The following is a 14,890-nucleotide window of genomic DNA, read 5'->3' as shown; positions in this document are numbered from 1 at the left end:
TCTTATTTTTTGTGAACTATAAACACTTCTTGATATTTGCTGGAAGATTCCTCAAATACCAGGTTTTGATCTTTGAGATATTTTTTTACGTCAACTAATTTTACGGTATGCGCGTCGTGCTTTCTTCCTTCCATCTTATGAATCATCTCAATTATGCTAAACCCTTTTTTGGTGAAATCGCTTAAAACAATCCTGCCCCCAGGCCTAAGAACTCTTAGCATTTCATCGATGACCTTAAAAGGGTTTTTTAGATGGTGAAGGGTGTTAACCGAAAGTGCAATATCAAAACTATCGTTTTGAAAATTTAAGGCCTCGGCGTTTTCTATTCTGAAATCTACGAACCTCTCCAGATTCAGATGTTTGATATTTTGCCGCGCAAATTCCTGTTCTTCGGCGGATATATCAACAGTTGTGAAATTCAGTCCCAGCTGCGCCAATGTTATCGCCATATATCCCTTGCCCGTTCCTATCTCCAGGATATCCCCTGAAAGCGGGCTCGCTTTCTCCAGGATAAATTTACGTTCTTTTTCGATATCACATCCAAATCTCTTGTAAAGCTCTATACGTTCCGCATATTTATGGAAACTATTTTTTAAATTTTTCATCGCTCTTACCCGGCATGCCGAACTTGGAGCCCACACTGGCGCTCTCGGCGGGCTTTAATCCGCCCTTTTTATACTTTTCAACTGCGTCTTTCACTGTACCCGAAATACCGGTAAATACTTGTATTCTCGCGGCATTTAATGTCTGAAACGCATTGGGCCCGACATTTCCCGTTAAAACGGCCTTTACGCCCTTAGAAGCCATAAGCTGGCCCGATTGTATACCAGCGCCTCCGGAAAACTGCGCATTCTGGTTTTCCACGGCCTCAAACGCAAGCGTATCTGTATCGGCTATTATGAAAAACTGACATCTGCCGAAACGCGGATCAATCTGGTCGCCAAGTGTCTTACCTTGCGATGTAACGCATATCTTTCCGCCAGAGGCGGATTTCGCTTCACTGCACATTGTTCACCTCTCTTTTAATGATCGCGCTCTTCCTTATTTTTATGCGGATGATCGCATTCTGTTTTGTCCAAACCGTAGCCCTTGCCCGCCCCCGGGCTACAAAGGCTTTCACCGCCTTTAAGCGTCCCTTTAGCAAGTTTGTCAATAACATCATCAACTCGTCCGCTCACACCCACAATCGCCTGAATGCCGAGTTCGTTAAAAAAACCTGATGCCCGCATACCCATGCCTCCGGCTACAATACAATTTACGCCCTTTTCATGCAAAAATTGAGGTATAAGCCCCGGCTGGTGCCCGGGATTCTGCAGGACTTCATTCTTTACCACCTGGCCCTTATCGATATCCACAATAGTAAACGATGGACACCGTCCGAAATGGCTTGATACATATTCGCCGTCAGTTGAAATCGCGACTCTCATATTATCACCTCCTTAAGACAATACTAAGAAGGGCGCTGTGCAGTACAGTATGCCCTTCTTAGATCTTTTCCTTACTCATCGGCCTTGGGGCCTTGGGCTTTTTCCAATGCCGCAAGGCGCTCTTGGATTACTCCAAGCTCTTCCCTAAGCAGCTCGGCTTCGCCTTTCAGCATTTGGGCCTCATCTTTTTCTGAAAGATACGGCATATAGTTCATACCGGTAGCGTAATACCAATTCCTCCGGCCCCTGCCTCTTCCGCCGCCTCTTCCAAACGACCGGCGTCCCGAAAATCCCGGCCTCATTCCACCGGCAGTAGTAACACAGAAACCCCTTCCGCCTCCCGTCATTGGGCCCATACCCATAGGACCTGTTCCGTCAAAACCAGGCATCACAATCACCTCCTCTCTTTTTGTTAATGAAAATCATTTCCATTTATTGCGAAAAAAATATAGTACTTACTTCCTCTTTTTACATTTTTCGCATAAGCCGTAAAATTGAATTAAATGGTTAGTAATCATAAAATTATATTTTTTGGAAAGCCCTTTTTCCGTTTGTTTAAGGAGTTCTATTTCATCATCTATAAAATCTGTATAATCTATTATCCGCTTACATCCCGTGCAGATCAAGTGATGATGGTGAGCGCTTCTTTTTGACCCTTCGGCCAATTCATATCTTGCTCTGCCATCCCCAAAGTCAAATTTAAACACCAGGCCTAAATCAACAAGGATCTCTAATGTTCTATATATAGTAGTAAGGCCGACTGCCGGATATATGGCATGTACCTTCATATATATATCTTCAGCGCTTAAATGTTTATCGGCCCTGGTAAGCACATCCAATATGGCCTCGCGGCCTACGGTTATTCTATAACCACAGCCTCTAAATCGCCCGTGCCACCACATCGGCCCTGTGCCGTCACCTCTTGGCATATCAATCTTCTCCTAAATGAAAATGGTTTCCATTACTAATATACACCATACTTGGTTTTTTGTCAAGTTTATTTTCCCTGTTATTACTCGTATCTAAGGGCTTCTATGGGGTCAAGCCGAGAGGCCTGTTTCGCCGGCCAAAGGCCGAATACTATACCTATGATAAGCGAAAAAGTCGTTGCGAGCATTATTGAGAAAGAGGATATCTTTACCGTCCAACCGGCAAATAAACTGATCAGTACGGATATGCCGCTTCCCAGCATAACACCGCCTATGCCTCCCAAGAGCGACATAAGCACCGCTTCTATCAGAAATTGTATCATGATATCGTAATCATTCGCTCCTATGGCTTTGCGAAGGCCTATCTCGCGCGTGCGCTCGGTCACAGAAACAAGCATAATATTCATTATCCCTATGCCGCCCACTAGAAGAGAAATGGCCGCAATAGCTCCCAATAAAAGAGACATCGTCTTAGTCGTAGCCTCAAGTGTCTTTTTTATATCGGACATATCGCGTATCTGAAAAGAATCCTGTTCATCCTTGGTTGTAAGATGGCGCTCTTTTATAATCAATTTTGTTATAGCATCCATGACGGGCTGTACGGCCTGGGGGCTATCCGCTTCCACATAAATAGTATCTACATAGTCCTTCCCGAACAATCTGTACATGGCCGTCGTAACAGGCACAAGAACAACGTCGTCCTGGTCGTGAAATGAATTTGCGCCCTTGGCCGGGAGAACACCCGCGACTTTAAAATTTATAAGATTTATCTTTACTGTTTCTCCTACCGGATTGACATCGCCGAAAAGTTCCTGTACTACCGTCGTGCCGAGCAATACGACTTTCTGCCGTATCTTTATTTCTTCTTCGTTAAAGAATTTTCCTATTTCGGGTATATAGGCGCGCATTTCACCGTAGTCAGCGCCGACACCTTCTACCCGCGTATTCCAGTTTTTGTTACCGTATACAAGTTGTCCGCGTCCCGAAACGGAAGCGCTTACCCGCCTTACCCCTTCAGGAAGTTTTTTTATCGCTTCTACGTCCTGGAAAGTAAACCGTGTAACACTGCCCGCCTCCATCGAAACTCCGTGCACGCGCGCGGAGCCCGGGCGCACAACCAGGAGATTTGACCCTAATGAGGCAAGTTGCGCTTCAATGGATATTTTGGCGCCTTCGCCTACCGCCAGCATGGCAATAACGGCCGCAACGCCGATCAATATACCCAGAATAGATAATACCGAACGCATCTTATGCGCTAACATCGCGGAACTCGCCTGTCTGAAATAATCCATAAATTCTATGCCGCTCGTATGGTGTATGGTTTTTGCGGGTATTTTTTCCTCAAGAGTTTCAACGGACGGGCATTTAAGTTCTTTCTTTTTTTCTCCGGTAAGCTCGTCGAAAATTATGCGGCCGTCGCGCATGGTGATAACTCTTTTAGCATATTCCGCTATTTCTTTTTCATGTGTTACTATAATAAGTGTCTTGCCTTCGCGGTTTAAGCACTCCAATATAGTTATTATTTCTTCTTTACTTTTGGAATCAAGGTTGCCTGTAGGCTCGTCCGCCATGATGATCAAAGGTTCGTTGACAAGGGCCCTCGCAATAGCGACGCGCTGCTGCTCGCCCCCTGAAAGTTCGCTGGGTTGATGTGACTCGCGGTCTTTTAACCCGACAATCTCTATCTTTTTTTTGGCGAGTTCTTTTAAATGGCGTTTGCCGGCGTAGATGAGTGGCAATTCCGCATTTTCGAGAGCAGTCATACGGGGCAGGAGATGAAATTGCTGAAATACAAAACCTACGGTCCTGTTTCTGATCGTTGCCAGGCTATCGTCGGGCAATGCGGTCATCTCTCTGCCTTCCAGGACATACGACCCTGAATTCGGCCTGTCCAGAAGGCCGAGTATGTGCATAAGAGTGGATTTTCCCGAGCCGGAAGCCCCCATAATAGCTACAAATTCGCCGTGCGAAATCTTAAACGAAACGTCATCGAGGGCCTTTACATCCACTTTACCCATGTGGTATGTTTTGGAAACGTTTTTTAGTTCTATCATATCCATATATTGCGATTACCTTCTTCTCTGGGGCATAAACGGATTTGTTCCCGTGTTACTTTTAGGAAGTGCGTATTTCTTTCCTTTTACTAATATCGTGTCATTTGCGGTTATGCCGGATGTAATTTCTACTTTTTTATCGCTGGATATTCCCAGCGTAACCAGCTGCCTTCTGCCTTCTTTGTCGATAGCGGACTGCTTAACGAAGACATACGGGCCTTCTTTATCACTGACTACGGCCTCCGACGGTAAAAGAAGCGCGTCTTCCTTGCTGCTTTCTATAAAATCTATAGTGGCGTTCATTCCCGACCGGAAAAACGGCAGAACCTTTTCGGGTAAAAGGTCTGCATTATAAATAGTTACATTATTAACGGTTTGGGATTCATAATATATATGTTCCACTTTCGCCTTTATCCTCGTATCGGGATAAGCGTCAATGACGATGGTCGCGTTCTGCCCGACCGCTATTTTTCCAATGTCCGTTTCGTCCACCTGCGCCCTCGCGATCAAATGGTCCGACAGTACGATAACCGCGTCACTTGTAGTGACGGTCTGGCCCGGCTGAGTCGTAGCTACTATTACCTCACCGTCGATCGGCGATATAAGCGGAATGGGTTTATACACCCCTTCCCAATACTTCAGCACTTCTTCCCCCTGGCCGCGCGCGGCATCCAAAAGCGCCGCCCGCTCTGTCGAGCTCATCCATCCTAGGGTCTGGCCCGTCTCTACTCTTTCACCTTCTTTCACAAGTATCTTATCGACCCTGCCGTTTACCGGAGGTTTTATTTCAAGCCGGTTTTTAGGCAGTACCGTGCCCGTAGTAGAAATTATGTTCTCGATAGCGCCTACGCTTGGTTTTATCTCTATGACGACCATGCCGTTTTCTGATTCAACGGGCCTCATTTTAAAATAGAAAAAAGCGGCTATGGTTACAGCGATCAAAACCACATAAATTATCTTTTTATTGCGCATATTCTAAAGTCTCTCCTTTCGCATAAATCCAGCCTGCCTCTGCGATCAAAGCGTCCGCATGGGCATTCAGGTAGGCCTTTTTGGCGCTGACTAAATCGTCTTGTATAATGATCCAGTTATCGAAAGTCATGAAGCCGGTTGAATACTGCGCTTCCGATATCTTTGCGCGCACTTCGTAGGCATTGAGCAGCTTGGCATTTACATCTACGTTCTCCATGGTATTTTGCAGCACCGCCCAGGTCTCCTCCAGGCTGACTATAGCTGTGTTTCTTACGCTATTTTCGTCGGCCATTGCTTTCTTATACGTCGCATCTGCCTGAGACAGCTGGGCAAGTTTTAATCCGCCTTCAAATATGGGCACACTTAAAGTCGCGCCGAAGTTCCACTGGTTGTTCTGAGGCGCCAAGCTTTTACCTGACCTGCCCGCGCCGGCATTACCCGAAATCTCCGGAAGAAAACTGCCTATGGCGGACTTTTTGGAAAAAAGCGCCGCGTTTTTTGTGGCAGCCGCTTTCAGGACAGAAGGGTTTGTCTTGATGATCTCCATAAAATCGGGTTTTACTTCTGCGGTATCGCGCACAATAAAATTCCCCTCGACCAGCATGGGCGCAAAATCCTCCTGGCCCATTTGCCGCGCGAGCTCCTTCTGGGAATAGACCATGTCTCTCCTTGCCTTAGCAAGGTCATAACTCGCCTGCGCGGCGTTGGCTTCGGCGGTTAAGAGTGCCCCCTTGTGTTCAAGGCCCGACATGTAGCGCAATGTTATTAATTCGAGGTTGCTCCTTCTTATTTTCCATATATCTTCCGCCACATTTATCAATGCCTGCGCTTTCAATAGATCCGCGAAAGCCGTGCGCAGGGCGAACCTTACTTCGGAGGAGATAAACCGGTAATTCTCTCTGGCGGACTTCACATTTTCTGTGGCGGCATTTATGTCATTGACGGTCTTTAGGCCGTCAAATATTAATTGCGTGCCGTCGACGCCGTATGAATAAGAATTCCTTATGGTACTTGAGGCCGCGCTTGAGGTCGCCTCCGCCCTCGAGGCTCCTGCGCTGCCGGTCACCTGGGGGAGGAGTTCGCTCTGCGCAGAAAATTTATCGGACGTTTTCTGTTGAATAACTTCTGCCGCGGAGATAAGGTCGGGGTTATTTATAGCCGCTTCCCGCACACAATCCTGCCATGTAAGCGGTTCACCGGCAAATAACATGGGAACTACTGAAGAGGAAAAAATCAAAACTATAAGAACAGTTTTTATTATATTCATATATTATAATTTCACGCTATATATGAATTATACTTCTTATTGCTCGGCATAGTCAACCATTTCTTTACGGACAATTTTTGTCGGTATCGGCTTTTTCCTTGCGCCATTTTTTGGAATGGCCGCCTTTTTCACCCTTGCGCTTTTCCATCAACTGGTTAAACTGCGCAAACTGCTCCGGGGTCATGATGGCTTTTGCCTCAAAAATAGCGTTTATTCTATTATCGACCATCTCTGCCTGCAGAGACTTTATCTTTTGGGCTATTGGCTCTACTTTCTCTTTCGTTTGAGAAGGATCTTCGAGCGCCTTTTGCAGCTTCTTGTATTCTTCTTTAATTGACTTTGAGAGCGCTTCCCGCTGTTTGCGCTGCTCAGTGCGGTTGGCCTCTATCTTCTTCTGCTGCTCTTCCGTCAGATTGAGCTCCTTGTAGATCGCAGACTTATCTTTCTTCTCATAGCTCCTGTCGCGGCTCTTAGCCCCGTCCTTCTCCCCGGCATACACGGTGCCGGCCGCCAAAAAGAATATCGCAACACCTATTAATAACGGTCGTATCTTGTTCATCTTACACCTCCATATTTAAGCCCAGGGCGAACTATAGGAAATATTCCTCTATAGCCGTCCCGAAATCGTTCGGTAAATCACTGCTCTCGCCGTTTAACGTGTAAATCGTAAAAATATCCTCGCCGTTACCCGCGTAAAAATGCCGGGTCCTGATGATAGCGCCTGCCACGACTACAACGCATATTATCGCCACAAGCGCCGTGGCCACGGCGAATACGGGACGCGGCATAAAAAATCGTTCTCTAAGGCGCTCTAAGGCTGAGCGGAATTTACTCTCTTCCCCTGTTCTCTCGGTTGTGATAGCGCGGCGTATATTCTGCCACACGCGTTCGGGCGGCGCGGCTTTTTTTGCGCTCATGATGAGCCCGCGCTGCGCTTTCAATCGGCCCTCAAGCTCGCGGCAGGCGGGGCACTTTAAAAGATGCTCCCGCACCAATTGTTTTCTCGCCGGGACAAGCTCGCCGTCTAAATAATCCGACTTAAGCAATTCCTGTATATTCTCGCAGCCCATCTTTACCCAGCTCCTTTCTTGCCTTTTCAAGAAGTGCCTGACGCGCCCTCTTTAATCTTGACCGGACCGTGTTGACCGGTATTCTCAATACGTCGGCGATGTCTTTGTAACTCAGCCCTTCTATCTCGCGCAGCACCAGACATGCCCTTTGGTTCTGATCCAGTTTCTCTAATAACGCAGCGAATCTTTTTTCGCTGTCGCTTTGCATTATCTCTTCCCGGCCCGAGCCGGCAGCGGGCTCGGGGTCAATATTGTCATCGTAATTCAACCGCCGGCTTTGCTCTTTCTTGGACTTGTTGTAACGGTTCAGCGCCTCATTTGCCGCTATCCTATAGATCCACGTCTTCAAAGACGAGCCAAACCTAAAACCTCTCAGGCCGCGGTACGCCTTTATAAATACATCCTGCGTCACTTCTTCCGCGTCGGACCTGTCGCGGGTGATCCCGAGGGCCACATTATATACAAAACCGCTGAACGATCTGTATATATCTTCAAACGCCTCTATGTCGCCTCCGGCAGCCCGCTTTAGTATATCGGAATCTATGTCCCTCATATTAATATGATGTGGCATATCCTTATTATATCGCGGCTCTGTAGTTTATCAACCTAATCTTATCTGCCGCATTACCGAAAGATGATATATCCGCGCGGGCTTTTTTCATAATAAATGCCGTCGTAATAATGGTATGGCCTGCCATTGATTATAACATTCTGATACCCTACCGGGAGGTTTACTACGACATCTCCGATCCTGAAGCCGAAAAATACCGGCTCGTAAATCTTGACGTATTCATGGCGGTACGGACGGGCCTGCACCCTGTTTTCTCTGCGGCGGTTAACACCCCGGGCAACGCCCCGAGCAAACGCCTCCGAATAGAATAAGGTAGTTACTAAAAGGACTGACGCTATTATACACAGGGATTTGATAATGGCTCTTTTTTTCATCTTAGCTCCCCTTTCGGTTTTGTCACTATATTAGACAGCCAAAGGAGGGCAAAAGTTCCGGAAAAGTTATGCGGAGAGCACTCTGGGATGTACCGCTTGGGGACACATTCTATATTCTCAGGCTTTTACCTTAGAAAATCGAAATACACCGCGATAATGAGCGCGAGCGCCGACGAAGCGAATATAAAGAAATAATTAATTCTGTCCTTGTTTGAACTTAATGCACAAAGAACGGAACCTATAAGTTCGCGGTCTTCTTTTTCTATTGCGCCGTTCTTGGAAAGCTTATCTATTAGCCTTTTGTCTTTAATAAGCCTGGATCTGGCGTGGTCCACTTTAAATTTATACACAAAAAATATGAAGAATCCCAAAACCCCCGCATACCAGGCGATCTGGCCATAAACCGGGTGTATGTGAATAAGAACCGTAACGGCGCGTATAGCTATGGTGGCTATCAATCCTATGATGAAAAATACCCACGCGACGCTGCTTTCCCTGCATTTTTTAGATTCGGAACAATCGATGCATTTTTTATTTTGCATAATATTCAATGAGTTCTTTTATACCTTTACCTATGCTCGTAAAATCCCCTTTTTCCAGCCATTCCTTTTTAAAGACACTCGCGCCGAACGTGACGGCCGAGGCGCCGGCGATCAAGTACTCCCTTATTGTCAAAGGCGTAATACCGCCGCAGGCAAGCAATTCTATCTCATTAAACGGTCCTTTGATCTCTTTGATATACGACGGGCCGAGAAACTTTGCGGGAAAAAGTTTTACCATGGTAGCGCCCGCCTTCCAGGCGTTAAAGATCTCCTGCGGCGTAAAGGCACCCGGAAAAACCGGCACTTTTTTCCTGACACAGGCCTCCACGACCTCAGGGACGAGGACAGGCATCACTATAAATGTGGCGCCCGCATCAAGCGCTTTATTCATGGCGTCTTTAGTAAGCACCGTACCGGCGCCGAGCATAAGCCGGCCCTTTGCGGTCCTTACTGCATCACTTATAAGTGATGCTGCGCCCTCGGTATTCATTGTGATCTCGAGCGTCTCGAGACCTGCGGATATTACTGTTTCAATAAGGGGCTCCAGTGCATCCCGGCTTACGCCGCGCAGTATGCCCATGACGGGTTTTTTCCTGAAACGTGTCATATCCATAATACGCCCCTTAAATGTTTGTGGTCAGGCTCTCGTAGAATTCGCGGTAGTTCTCTTTTTTCGCGCTATTGCGTAATTCCATGGCAACGCGCGGGTGCTCGTCGAGCATACCCGTAATTGCGTAAGGTATTATATAGCCCCATTCTATCTGCTTGTTCAGCGGGATAAATTCCTTTGAGATCAGTTCGAGTATGGGACGAATATCAAATTTGGGATTTTTCAGAAAGCCTATCAGAAGCTCAAGCGGGCAGTTGCCGGCCGCCCTTCCTATGCCGTATACTGTGGCGTCAACATAGTTGGCGTCATGGATAATGGCCTCTATAGTATTGCCGAATCCCAGCTGCTGGTTATTGTGCGCGTGTATGCCGATCTCCTTTGTCTTCAGTATGCTCTTAAACTTCTTTACCAGAAATTCGATCGTCTCCTGATAGAGCGCGCCGAAACTGTCGACGATGTATATGACAGACGCCTTCGACTCCTTTTCTATCTGATGAAGGGCATCGGTAAGCTCATTCTCCAGGGCGCGGGATATGGCCATGATATTTATCGTGGTCTCGTATCCTCTGTCGGCAAATTCGTTAGTCATGTATATGGCCTTATCTATGTCCTTTACGTATGAAGCCACTCTCACCATATCTACGGGGCTTTCAGAAGCGGGTTTGACATCATCCATATCAACGCGGCCAATGTCCACCATCACCGATATCTTTGTGTCCGACTTTACCTCATGCTTTATCTTGTTTATTTCCTCATCATCGCAGAACTTCCATAGCCCGTATTCTTTTGGAGAAAAAAGCTTTTTCGAGTTCTTATAACCTATTTCCATATAGTCGACACCGGCAGCGGACAGCGCCTTGTAAACCTCTTTAACGAACCTGTGGTCAAAAGCGTGGTTATTAATAAGCCCGCCATCGCGGACAGTGCAGTCGAGCACCTTTATTTTTTCTCTGAACATAATTCTTCTCCTATCAGTTGAACTATCACCTCTCTCTGCCGGGGCCTGTTATCGAACTCGGCCAGAACGATCTGCTGCCATGTGCCCAGAACAAGTTTTCCTTCACAAAAAGGCACAACGAGCGACGGACCCTGAAGGGACGCCCGTAAATGGCTGAAGCCGTTCGCATCTCCCCATGTCTCGTCATGATTATAGTGCCTGGAGCGCGGGATCATCTTTTCAAACAATTCCTTAATATCTTTTACCAGGCCGGGTTCATATTCAAAAGTGGTTATAGCTGCGGTCGAGCCCACCACAAATATCGTGGCGCTGCCTTCTTTCATATTAGCCAAATCCAGAATACCGGACACCTTGGCCGTTATGTCGATAAGGTCCGGATCGCCCTTCGTGGAGATTTTTATGGATTTTGTTATTATCTTCATAAGCTGCAAGTTATTTAGAGTTTATAGACGGCATCGTCCTTGCGGACCTTTTGGGCAACTTTTATGCTGACAAGGTCGCCCGCCTTTGCTTCCTGGGCTGGGACGCGGTCGATTTGCATAGAATCTACATCCTGCACAAGATCGGATGTGCTGCCTTTTATGCGTATCTTATCGCCCACCTTCAGCGTATCGGTCAGCTTGATCATGCCCACGCTGATATTGCCAAAAAAATGGTCAACGGTTCCTATCTGTTTCTCTTCCATTTTTACCTCCATCCTTTCTTAGTATGCCTAGCAGCGCGAAATATATCTCCCTGCACACCCACGCGTCGGTAGCCGCGTAAACTATCTGCGCGGGCGTAAGCGCCGGCGCGTCCCAGCGGGAGCACTGCGTCTGTTTGGATATCCTAAAACCGAATAAGAGCGCCGCTAGGCCGCGTATGCCCGCGTTCTTTATTCCGGCCTTGGCCGCCATGCCTGCCAGGTCGATGAAACCCGAGGGCTCAAAGGGAAATACATCGTTCAGTTTTCTTATATCATCCGAGACTGCAATGCCCGTTTTCAGCACATTCTTATCGGCCAAAATATCGGCAAGCACTTTATGAGAATTAATACGCCCTATCTGGAATATGTATATCCCGTCGCTGGCGGCAAGCTGAAGGATGGACGGATGATAGGATTCGCCCTTCTTGAAAGCGGGCCGCGTTTCCGTATCGAAACCCAGGACCCTTTCTCTGTCGAGAGACCGCACGGCCGCCTTCATTTTCGTGTCCGAATCTATCACGTGGATATAGCCGGTATAATGTTTGAGAGGCAGAGCGCTTATCTCGTTTTTTGATATAGAATGTTTCTGTAAAGTGTGGGCAGGTATGCGAAACTGATGACTGGCGATCATGTGTACGCTTCTCCGATTTTAGCGATATTCATTATAGCATCGGCGGAAAGGGAAGGCAAGGGGATTGTGGGGCGGGAGGTTAAGGTCGCAATTTGCGACCTTAAAAATCGAATTTAAATTCCATTTGAGGGTTCTGCAATTTTGCTTCTTCTAAGATCTTCTGTATCAAAATAACAGCGTCGTCAAACGCTTTTAATGCTTCCGATCTTGTAAGCAATGCACCGGCTTCATATGTCATCTCATTTCGCTTTCTGCGCATCATTTCAAAATGGTTAGATATGGTCTTGTATTTATGTCCTAATATTGCGCTTGTCATATCCACCACTGTTTTATGCTGCGCGCCGTCGTCGGGAACATATCCTTTTAAAAGCAAAAGCGCTCTACCGGCCTTTAGCATAGCCATATACGCCAATAAATATGTTGCACGTTCGGCAAGATGCGATACTTTCTTTGCTTCTTTCATGTCTAATGCGGCTTCTTTTAAAAGCGCCTCTATTTGCACGATACCTGCTTTTTGCTTGCGTATCCTGCCTTCTTTCTGAAGTCGGCTTATCATTTTATCAAGCATTTATATTTCCCTTTAACATCACAATCTTATCTTTCAGCACCAGATCGAGAAACCCGCCTTGTTTTTTGCGTTCTTTCTCAAATTCTTTTGCGCTATATGCAGTATAGTTGATCTCTCGTTTAAGGTTTTCCTCTGCTTTTCTTATTTTCACTAACAAGCTATCATCATCGGCATCACCTATGATAACCAGATCAATATCACTGCCTGCTTTCTCTTCGTTTTTGGCAAAAGATCCGTAAATAAAAGCGGTCTTTATTCCTTGAAGCTCTTTTACAATTTGTCTTAGCCGACCCTCTGCGCCTACGGTTTTAAATACAATGCTTTTAAGTTCTCCAAATAAAGGATACGACTTATTTAGCCGAAAATACGTGAGATTGCCGCGTTTATGAGAAGTAAAAATGCTTTCCTCTTCAAGACGAATAAGCTCTTTTCTTATCATGCTCACCGGAATATCAAGAAGGCGTTCCAGCTCTCTTAGGTAATATTCGTTTTCAGGGTTGGTGAAATAGAGCTTAAAAAGTTCCTTTCGTGTTTTTGATTTAAATATTCTTGATATATCCATATTGTAACCCTTTCATATTACAATTGTAATACGTTTGGGTTACAATGTCAAGATCTATTATTCATTCCACATTTCGCACTCGTCCAGTGCCATGTGGGCAAAAAACTTCAATTCTGCATCCGGTAACCCGTTATACATTTTTAAGATATTTAGCGCCTCTTTGGATGGAATGTGCGCCAAAAGTACCATTATGGCCTCTTTTGTCGAAACCGAGGCCATCCCGCCCAGAAGAAGCCTGCCCATATCAGTTATCTCTTTTGTTGAGATCCTATCATACTTTTTGGGCAAAAAAGAATGCGCTCCGATATATTTGCCTGCCTCTCTGACCTGCGGGTCATCGCTATACATGACTGCTGACATCTGTTCTACCTTTCCCTGCACTAATTTACCGTTCAAAAACACCCAGAAATCCCTCTCTGTCATACCACACCCCCCCTTTACTATATATACGTATGAGAGGGCTATTTTCTTTCAAATTATTTTAAAATTTTTGGGGAAGTTACTTGCTGGCCATCAGGGCGAGCTTGGCGAGGCGGGAGGTTAAATAGAACCTTAATTATTTCTATTAATAAGATTTACCACCAGTGTAAGTATTATTTCCCTGTCAATAGGGGCACTTTCGGCAATCATCAGCGTAAGTGCCACCAATGCATTGTCGGCTATGCGTTTGGAGCCATCTTCTTTGTAAAGAATAGAGTTTTTCTCCAAAAACCACAGGAACATCGATGCCGCAATACGCTTGTTGCCGTCTATGAAAGAGTGATTCTTAATAATAAAATACAATAAATTAGCCGCCTTTTCCTCTACGCTCGGGTATAGATCTTTGCTGCCGAAAGTTTGATAGATCGCTGCTAATGAACTTTTGAAGGACTGATCTTTTTCTCTGCCGAAAAGATCGGAATACCCTAATCTGTTTCTGATCTGATATACGGCTTCAACGGCGGCATCATAAGTAAGCTTGAATTTTTCTTCTTTTGATATCTGCGATATTTTGAGCTTCTTATTATCGTAGTCGTCCAGAAGGCTAAGGGCATAGCTATAGTCATTTATAACCTCAATAAGCCCCAGAGCTTCCTTGTATTCAAGCTGCTTCTTATCTTTGATGCTGCCAATAAGTTTTATCGCCTTTTGCAGAGCACGTAGTTTATTTTCTTGCTCGCGCAGGCGCTTCTCGTTTAAGGTATAACCTTCTATGAGATGCCTTTTCAGGACACTTGTTGCCCAGATGCGAAACTGGGTAGCGCGGGTAGAATTGACACGGTAGCCAACGGAAATTACAGCGTCTAAATTATAGAATATGCTTTGATAGGTTTTACCATCTGAGGCAGTATGTGCAATTTTTGCACATACTGAATTTTTACATAACTCTTTACTTTTGAATATGTTACGTAAGTGCTTAGTAATTACTGTGCGGTCTGTCTTAAAAAGTGCGGCAATCTGCCTTTGGCTAAGCCATACTGTCTCTTGCTCTAATTTTACCTCCAGCTGAATCTTGTTATCCTTATTTTGATAAAGTACTATTTCGCCCTTAGGCGATACTTCGCCATTATGTCTCATACGTATACCTCTTTACTTATATATACGTATGAGAGGGTGATTTTCTTTCAAATTATTTTAAAATTTTTCGGGATATCGCAGGACAAAATACCGGCGCCGGATTTTTATTTTCT

The 14,890-nt window shown here is 45.8% G+C and carries 22 protein-coding genes; all 22 read right to left on the bottom strand.

Features of this window, described 5'->3' with window-relative positions; genetic code table 11:
- Nucleotides 1–2 precede the first annotated feature (2 nt).
- Complete coding sequence (locus tag KKI13_05500) at nucleotides 3–605, bottom strand: class I SAM-dependent methyltransferase (protein ID MBU4488503.1); 603 nt, start codon at nucleotides 603–605, stop codon at nucleotides 3–5.
- Nucleotides 586–1,008, bottom strand: coding sequence for a NifB/NifX family molybdenum-iron cluster-binding protein (locus KKI13_05495; protein MBU4488502.1), 423 nt, complete (start codon nucleotides 1,006–1,008; stop codon nucleotides 586–588). Before KKI13_05495 ends, KKI13_05500 begins: the two co-directional genes overlap by 20 nt.
- 14 nt (nucleotides 1,009–1,022) lie before the next feature.
- Nucleotides 1,023–1,427 carry a NifB/NifX family molybdenum-iron cluster-binding protein gene (locus KKI13_05490; GenBank protein ID MBU4488501.1) on the bottom strand — a complete coding sequence of 135 codons (405 nt, stop codon included), beginning with the start codon at nucleotides 1,425–1,427 and terminating at the stop codon, nucleotides 1,023–1,025.
- A gap of 71 nt (nucleotides 1,428–1,498) precedes the next feature.
- Nucleotides 1,499–1,816, bottom strand: coding sequence for a DUF5320 family protein (locus tag KKI13_05485; GenBank protein MBU4488500.1), 318 nt, complete (start codon nucleotides 1,814–1,816; stop codon nucleotides 1,499–1,501).
- A gap of 66 nt (nucleotides 1,817–1,882) precedes the next feature.
- Complete coding sequence (locus KKI13_05480) at nucleotides 1,883–2,356, bottom strand: transcriptional repressor (GenBank protein ID MBU4488499.1); 474 nt, start codon at nucleotides 2,354–2,356, stop codon at nucleotides 1,883–1,885.
- A gap of 83 nt (nucleotides 2,357–2,439) precedes the next feature.
- Nucleotides 2,440–4,410 carry an ABC transporter permease gene (locus tag KKI13_05475; protein MBU4488498.1) on the bottom strand — a complete coding sequence of 657 codons (1,971 nt, stop codon included), beginning with the start codon at nucleotides 4,408–4,410 and terminating at the stop codon, nucleotides 2,440–2,442.
- A gap of 15 nt (nucleotides 4,411–4,425) precedes the next feature.
- Nucleotides 4,426–5,382: an HlyD family efflux transporter periplasmic adaptor subunit gene (locus KKI13_05470; GenBank protein ID MBU4488497.1), complete on the bottom strand. Its 957-nt coding sequence runs from the start codon at nucleotides 5,380–5,382 to the stop codon at nucleotides 4,426–4,428.
- Nucleotides 5,372–6,649: a TolC family protein gene (locus KKI13_05465; protein MBU4488496.1), complete on the bottom strand. Its 1,278-nt coding sequence runs from the start codon at nucleotides 6,647–6,649 to the stop codon at nucleotides 5,372–5,374. Before KKI13_05465 ends, KKI13_05470 begins: the two co-directional genes overlap by 11 nt.
- 64 nt (nucleotides 6,650–6,713) lie before the next feature.
- Nucleotides 6,714–7,208 carry a Spy/CpxP family protein refolding chaperone gene (locus KKI13_05460; GenBank protein ID MBU4488495.1) on the bottom strand — a complete coding sequence of 165 codons (495 nt, stop codon included), beginning with the start codon at nucleotides 7,206–7,208 and terminating at the stop codon, nucleotides 6,714–6,716.
- Between the two features lie 31 nt (nucleotides 7,209–7,239).
- Nucleotides 7,240–7,719: a zf-HC2 domain-containing protein gene (locus KKI13_05455; protein MBU4488494.1), complete on the bottom strand. Its 480-nt coding sequence runs from the start codon at nucleotides 7,717–7,719 to the stop codon at nucleotides 7,240–7,242.
- A complete protein-coding gene (locus KKI13_05450) occupies nucleotides 7,688–8,290 on the bottom strand; it encodes an RNA polymerase sigma factor (protein ID MBU4488493.1) in 603 nt (200 codons plus the stop codon). Before KKI13_05450 ends, KKI13_05455 begins: the two co-directional genes overlap by 32 nt.
- Nucleotides 8,291–8,343: 53 nt before the next feature.
- A complete protein-coding gene (locus tag KKI13_05445; protein MBU4488492.1) occupies nucleotides 8,344–8,664 on the bottom strand; it encodes a hypothetical protein in 321 nt (106 codons plus the stop codon).
- 125 nt (nucleotides 8,665–8,789) lie between these two features.
- Complete coding sequence (locus tag KKI13_05440) at nucleotides 8,790–9,206, bottom strand: hypothetical protein (protein MBU4488491.1); 417 nt, start codon at nucleotides 9,204–9,206, stop codon at nucleotides 8,790–8,792.
- Nucleotides 9,196–9,819 carry a bifunctional 4-hydroxy-2-oxoglutarate aldolase/2-dehydro-3-deoxy-phosphogluconate aldolase gene (locus tag KKI13_05435; GenBank protein MBU4488490.1) on the bottom strand — a complete coding sequence of 208 codons (624 nt, stop codon included), beginning with the start codon at nucleotides 9,817–9,819 and terminating at the stop codon, nucleotides 9,196–9,198. The genes KKI13_05440 and KKI13_05435 overlap by 11 nt, the downstream gene beginning before the upstream one ends.
- Before the next feature lie 10 nt (nucleotides 9,820–9,829).
- On the bottom strand, nucleotides 9,830–10,774 hold the full coding sequence (locus tag KKI13_05430) for an aldolase catalytic domain-containing protein (GenBank protein ID MBU4488489.1): 945 nt from the start codon (nucleotides 10,772–10,774) through the stop codon (nucleotides 9,830–9,832).
- Complete coding sequence (locus tag KKI13_05425; GenBank protein ID MBU4488488.1) at nucleotides 10,756–11,196, bottom strand: secondary thiamine-phosphate synthase enzyme YjbQ; 441 nt, start codon at nucleotides 11,194–11,196, stop codon at nucleotides 10,756–10,758. Before KKI13_05425 ends, KKI13_05430 begins: the two co-directional genes overlap by 19 nt.
- Before the next feature lie 14 nt (nucleotides 11,197–11,210).
- Complete coding sequence (locus tag KKI13_05420) at nucleotides 11,211–11,459, bottom strand: translation elongation factor-like protein (protein ID MBU4488487.1); 249 nt, start codon at nucleotides 11,457–11,459, stop codon at nucleotides 11,211–11,213.
- Nucleotides 11,431–12,090, bottom strand: coding sequence for a 3'-5' exonuclease domain-containing protein 2 (locus KKI13_05415; protein ID MBU4488486.1), 660 nt, complete (start codon nucleotides 12,088–12,090; stop codon nucleotides 11,431–11,433). Before KKI13_05415 ends, KKI13_05420 begins: the two co-directional genes overlap by 29 nt.
- Nucleotides 12,091–12,190: 100 nt before the next feature.
- Nucleotides 12,191–12,658 (bottom strand): hypothetical protein, encoded by a 468-nt coding sequence (locus KKI13_05410; protein ID MBU4488485.1) that lies wholly within the window; start codon nucleotides 12,656–12,658, stop codon nucleotides 12,191–12,193.
- Nucleotides 12,651–13,220, bottom strand: a complete 570-nt coding sequence (locus tag KKI13_05405) for a nucleotidyltransferase domain-containing protein (GenBank protein MBU4488484.1) — start codon at nucleotides 13,218–13,220, stop codon at nucleotides 12,651–12,653. The genes KKI13_05410 and KKI13_05405 overlap by 8 nt, the downstream gene beginning before the upstream one ends.
- 57 nt (nucleotides 13,221–13,277) lie before the next feature.
- Nucleotides 13,278–13,643, bottom strand: coding sequence for a hypothetical protein (locus tag KKI13_05400; GenBank protein ID MBU4488483.1), 366 nt, complete (start codon nucleotides 13,641–13,643; stop codon nucleotides 13,278–13,280).
- Nucleotides 13,644–13,772: 129 nt separating this feature from the next.
- Nucleotides 13,773–14,777, bottom strand: a complete 1,005-nt coding sequence (locus tag KKI13_05395) for a virulence RhuM family protein (protein MBU4488482.1) — start codon at nucleotides 14,775–14,777, stop codon at nucleotides 13,773–13,775.
- Nucleotides 14,778–14,890 lie beyond the last annotated feature (113 nt).

Source organism: Candidatus Omnitrophota bacterium (assembly GCA_018894435.1).
GTDB lineage: Bacteria > Omnitrophota > Gorgyraeia > JAHIPI01 > JAHIPI01 > JAHIPI01.
The sequence above is the reverse complement of the archived record's forward strand: the minus strand, read 5'-3'. Positions and strand labels throughout refer to the sequence as shown.

What these genes read in the sequence shown, in the direction of transcription:
- KKI13_05500 (MBU4488503.1), bottom strand. Translation starts at nt 605, where the DNA reads ATGAAAAATTTAAAAAATAGTTTCCATAAATATGCGGAACGTATAGAG.
- KKI13_05495 (MBU4488502.1), bottom strand. Translation starts at nt 1,008, where the DNA reads ATGTGCAGTGAAGCGAAATCCGCCTCTGGCGGAAAGATATGCGTTACA.
- KKI13_05490 (MBU4488501.1), bottom strand. Translation starts at nt 1,427, where the DNA reads ATGAGAGTCGCGATTTCAACTGACGGCGAATATGTATCAAGCCATTTC.
- KKI13_05485 (MBU4488500.1), bottom strand. Translation starts at nt 1,816, where the DNA reads ATGCCTGGTTTTGACGGAACAGGTCCTATGGGTATGGGCCCAATGACG.
- KKI13_05480 (MBU4488499.1), bottom strand. Translation starts at nt 2,356, where the DNA reads ATGCCAAGAGGTGACGGCACAGGGCCGATGTGGTGGCACGGGCGATTT.
- KKI13_05475 (MBU4488498.1), bottom strand. Translation starts at nt 4,410, where the DNA reads ATGATAGAACTAAAAAACGTTTCCAAAACATACCACATGGGTAAAGTG.
- KKI13_05470 (MBU4488497.1), bottom strand. Translation starts at nt 5,382, where the DNA reads ATGCGCAATAAAAAGATAATTTATGTGGTTTTGATCGCTGTAACCATA.
- KKI13_05465 (MBU4488496.1), bottom strand. Translation starts at nt 6,649, where the DNA reads ATGAATATAATAAAAACTGTTCTTATAGTTTTGATTTTTTCCTCTTCA.
- KKI13_05460 (MBU4488495.1), bottom strand. Translation starts at nt 7,208, where the DNA reads ATGAACAAGATACGACCGTTATTAATAGGTGTTGCGATATTCTTTTTG.
- KKI13_05455 (MBU4488494.1), bottom strand. Translation starts at nt 7,719, where the DNA reads ATGGGCTGCGAGAATATACAGGAATTGCTTAAGTCGGATTATTTAGAC.
- KKI13_05450 (MBU4488493.1), bottom strand. Translation starts at nt 8,290, where the DNA reads ATGCCACATCATATTAATATGAGGGACATAGATTCCGATATACTAAAG.
- KKI13_05445 (MBU4488492.1), bottom strand. Translation starts at nt 8,664, where the DNA reads ATGAAAAAAAGAGCCATTATCAAATCCCTGTGTATAATAGCGTCAGTC.
- KKI13_05440 (MBU4488491.1), bottom strand. Translation starts at nt 9,206, where the DNA reads ATGCAAAATAAAAAATGCATCGATTGTTCCGAATCTAAAAAATGCAGG.
- KKI13_05435 (MBU4488490.1), bottom strand. Translation starts at nt 9,819, where the DNA reads ATGGATATGACACGTTTCAGGAAAAAACCCGTCATGGGCATACTGCGC.
- KKI13_05430 (MBU4488489.1), bottom strand. Translation starts at nt 10,774, where the DNA reads ATGTTCAGAGAAAAAATAAAGGTGCTCGACTGCACTGTCCGCGATGGC.
- KKI13_05425 (MBU4488488.1), bottom strand. Translation starts at nt 11,196, where the DNA reads ATGAAGATAATAACAAAATCCATAAAAATCTCCACGAAGGGCGATCCG.
- KKI13_05420 (MBU4488487.1), bottom strand. Translation starts at nt 11,459, where the DNA reads ATGGAAGAGAAACAGATAGGAACCGTTGACCATTTTTTTGGCAATATC.
- KKI13_05415 (MBU4488486.1), bottom strand. Translation starts at nt 12,090, where the DNA reads ATGATCGCCAGTCATCAGTTTCGCATACCTGCCCACACTTTACAGAAA.
- KKI13_05410 (MBU4488485.1), bottom strand. Translation starts at nt 12,658, where the DNA reads ATGCTTGATAAAATGATAAGCCGACTTCAGAAAGAAGGCAGGATACGC.
- KKI13_05405 (MBU4488484.1), bottom strand. Translation starts at nt 13,220, where the DNA reads ATGGATATATCAAGAATATTTAAATCAAAAACACGAAAGGAACTTTTT.
- KKI13_05400 (MBU4488483.1), bottom strand. Translation starts at nt 13,643, where the DNA reads ATGACAGAGAGGGATTTCTGGGTGTTTTTGAACGGTAAATTAGTGCAG.
- KKI13_05395 (MBU4488482.1), bottom strand. Translation starts at nt 14,777, where the DNA reads ATGAGACATAATGGCGAAGTATCGCCTAAGGGCGAAATAGTACTTTAT.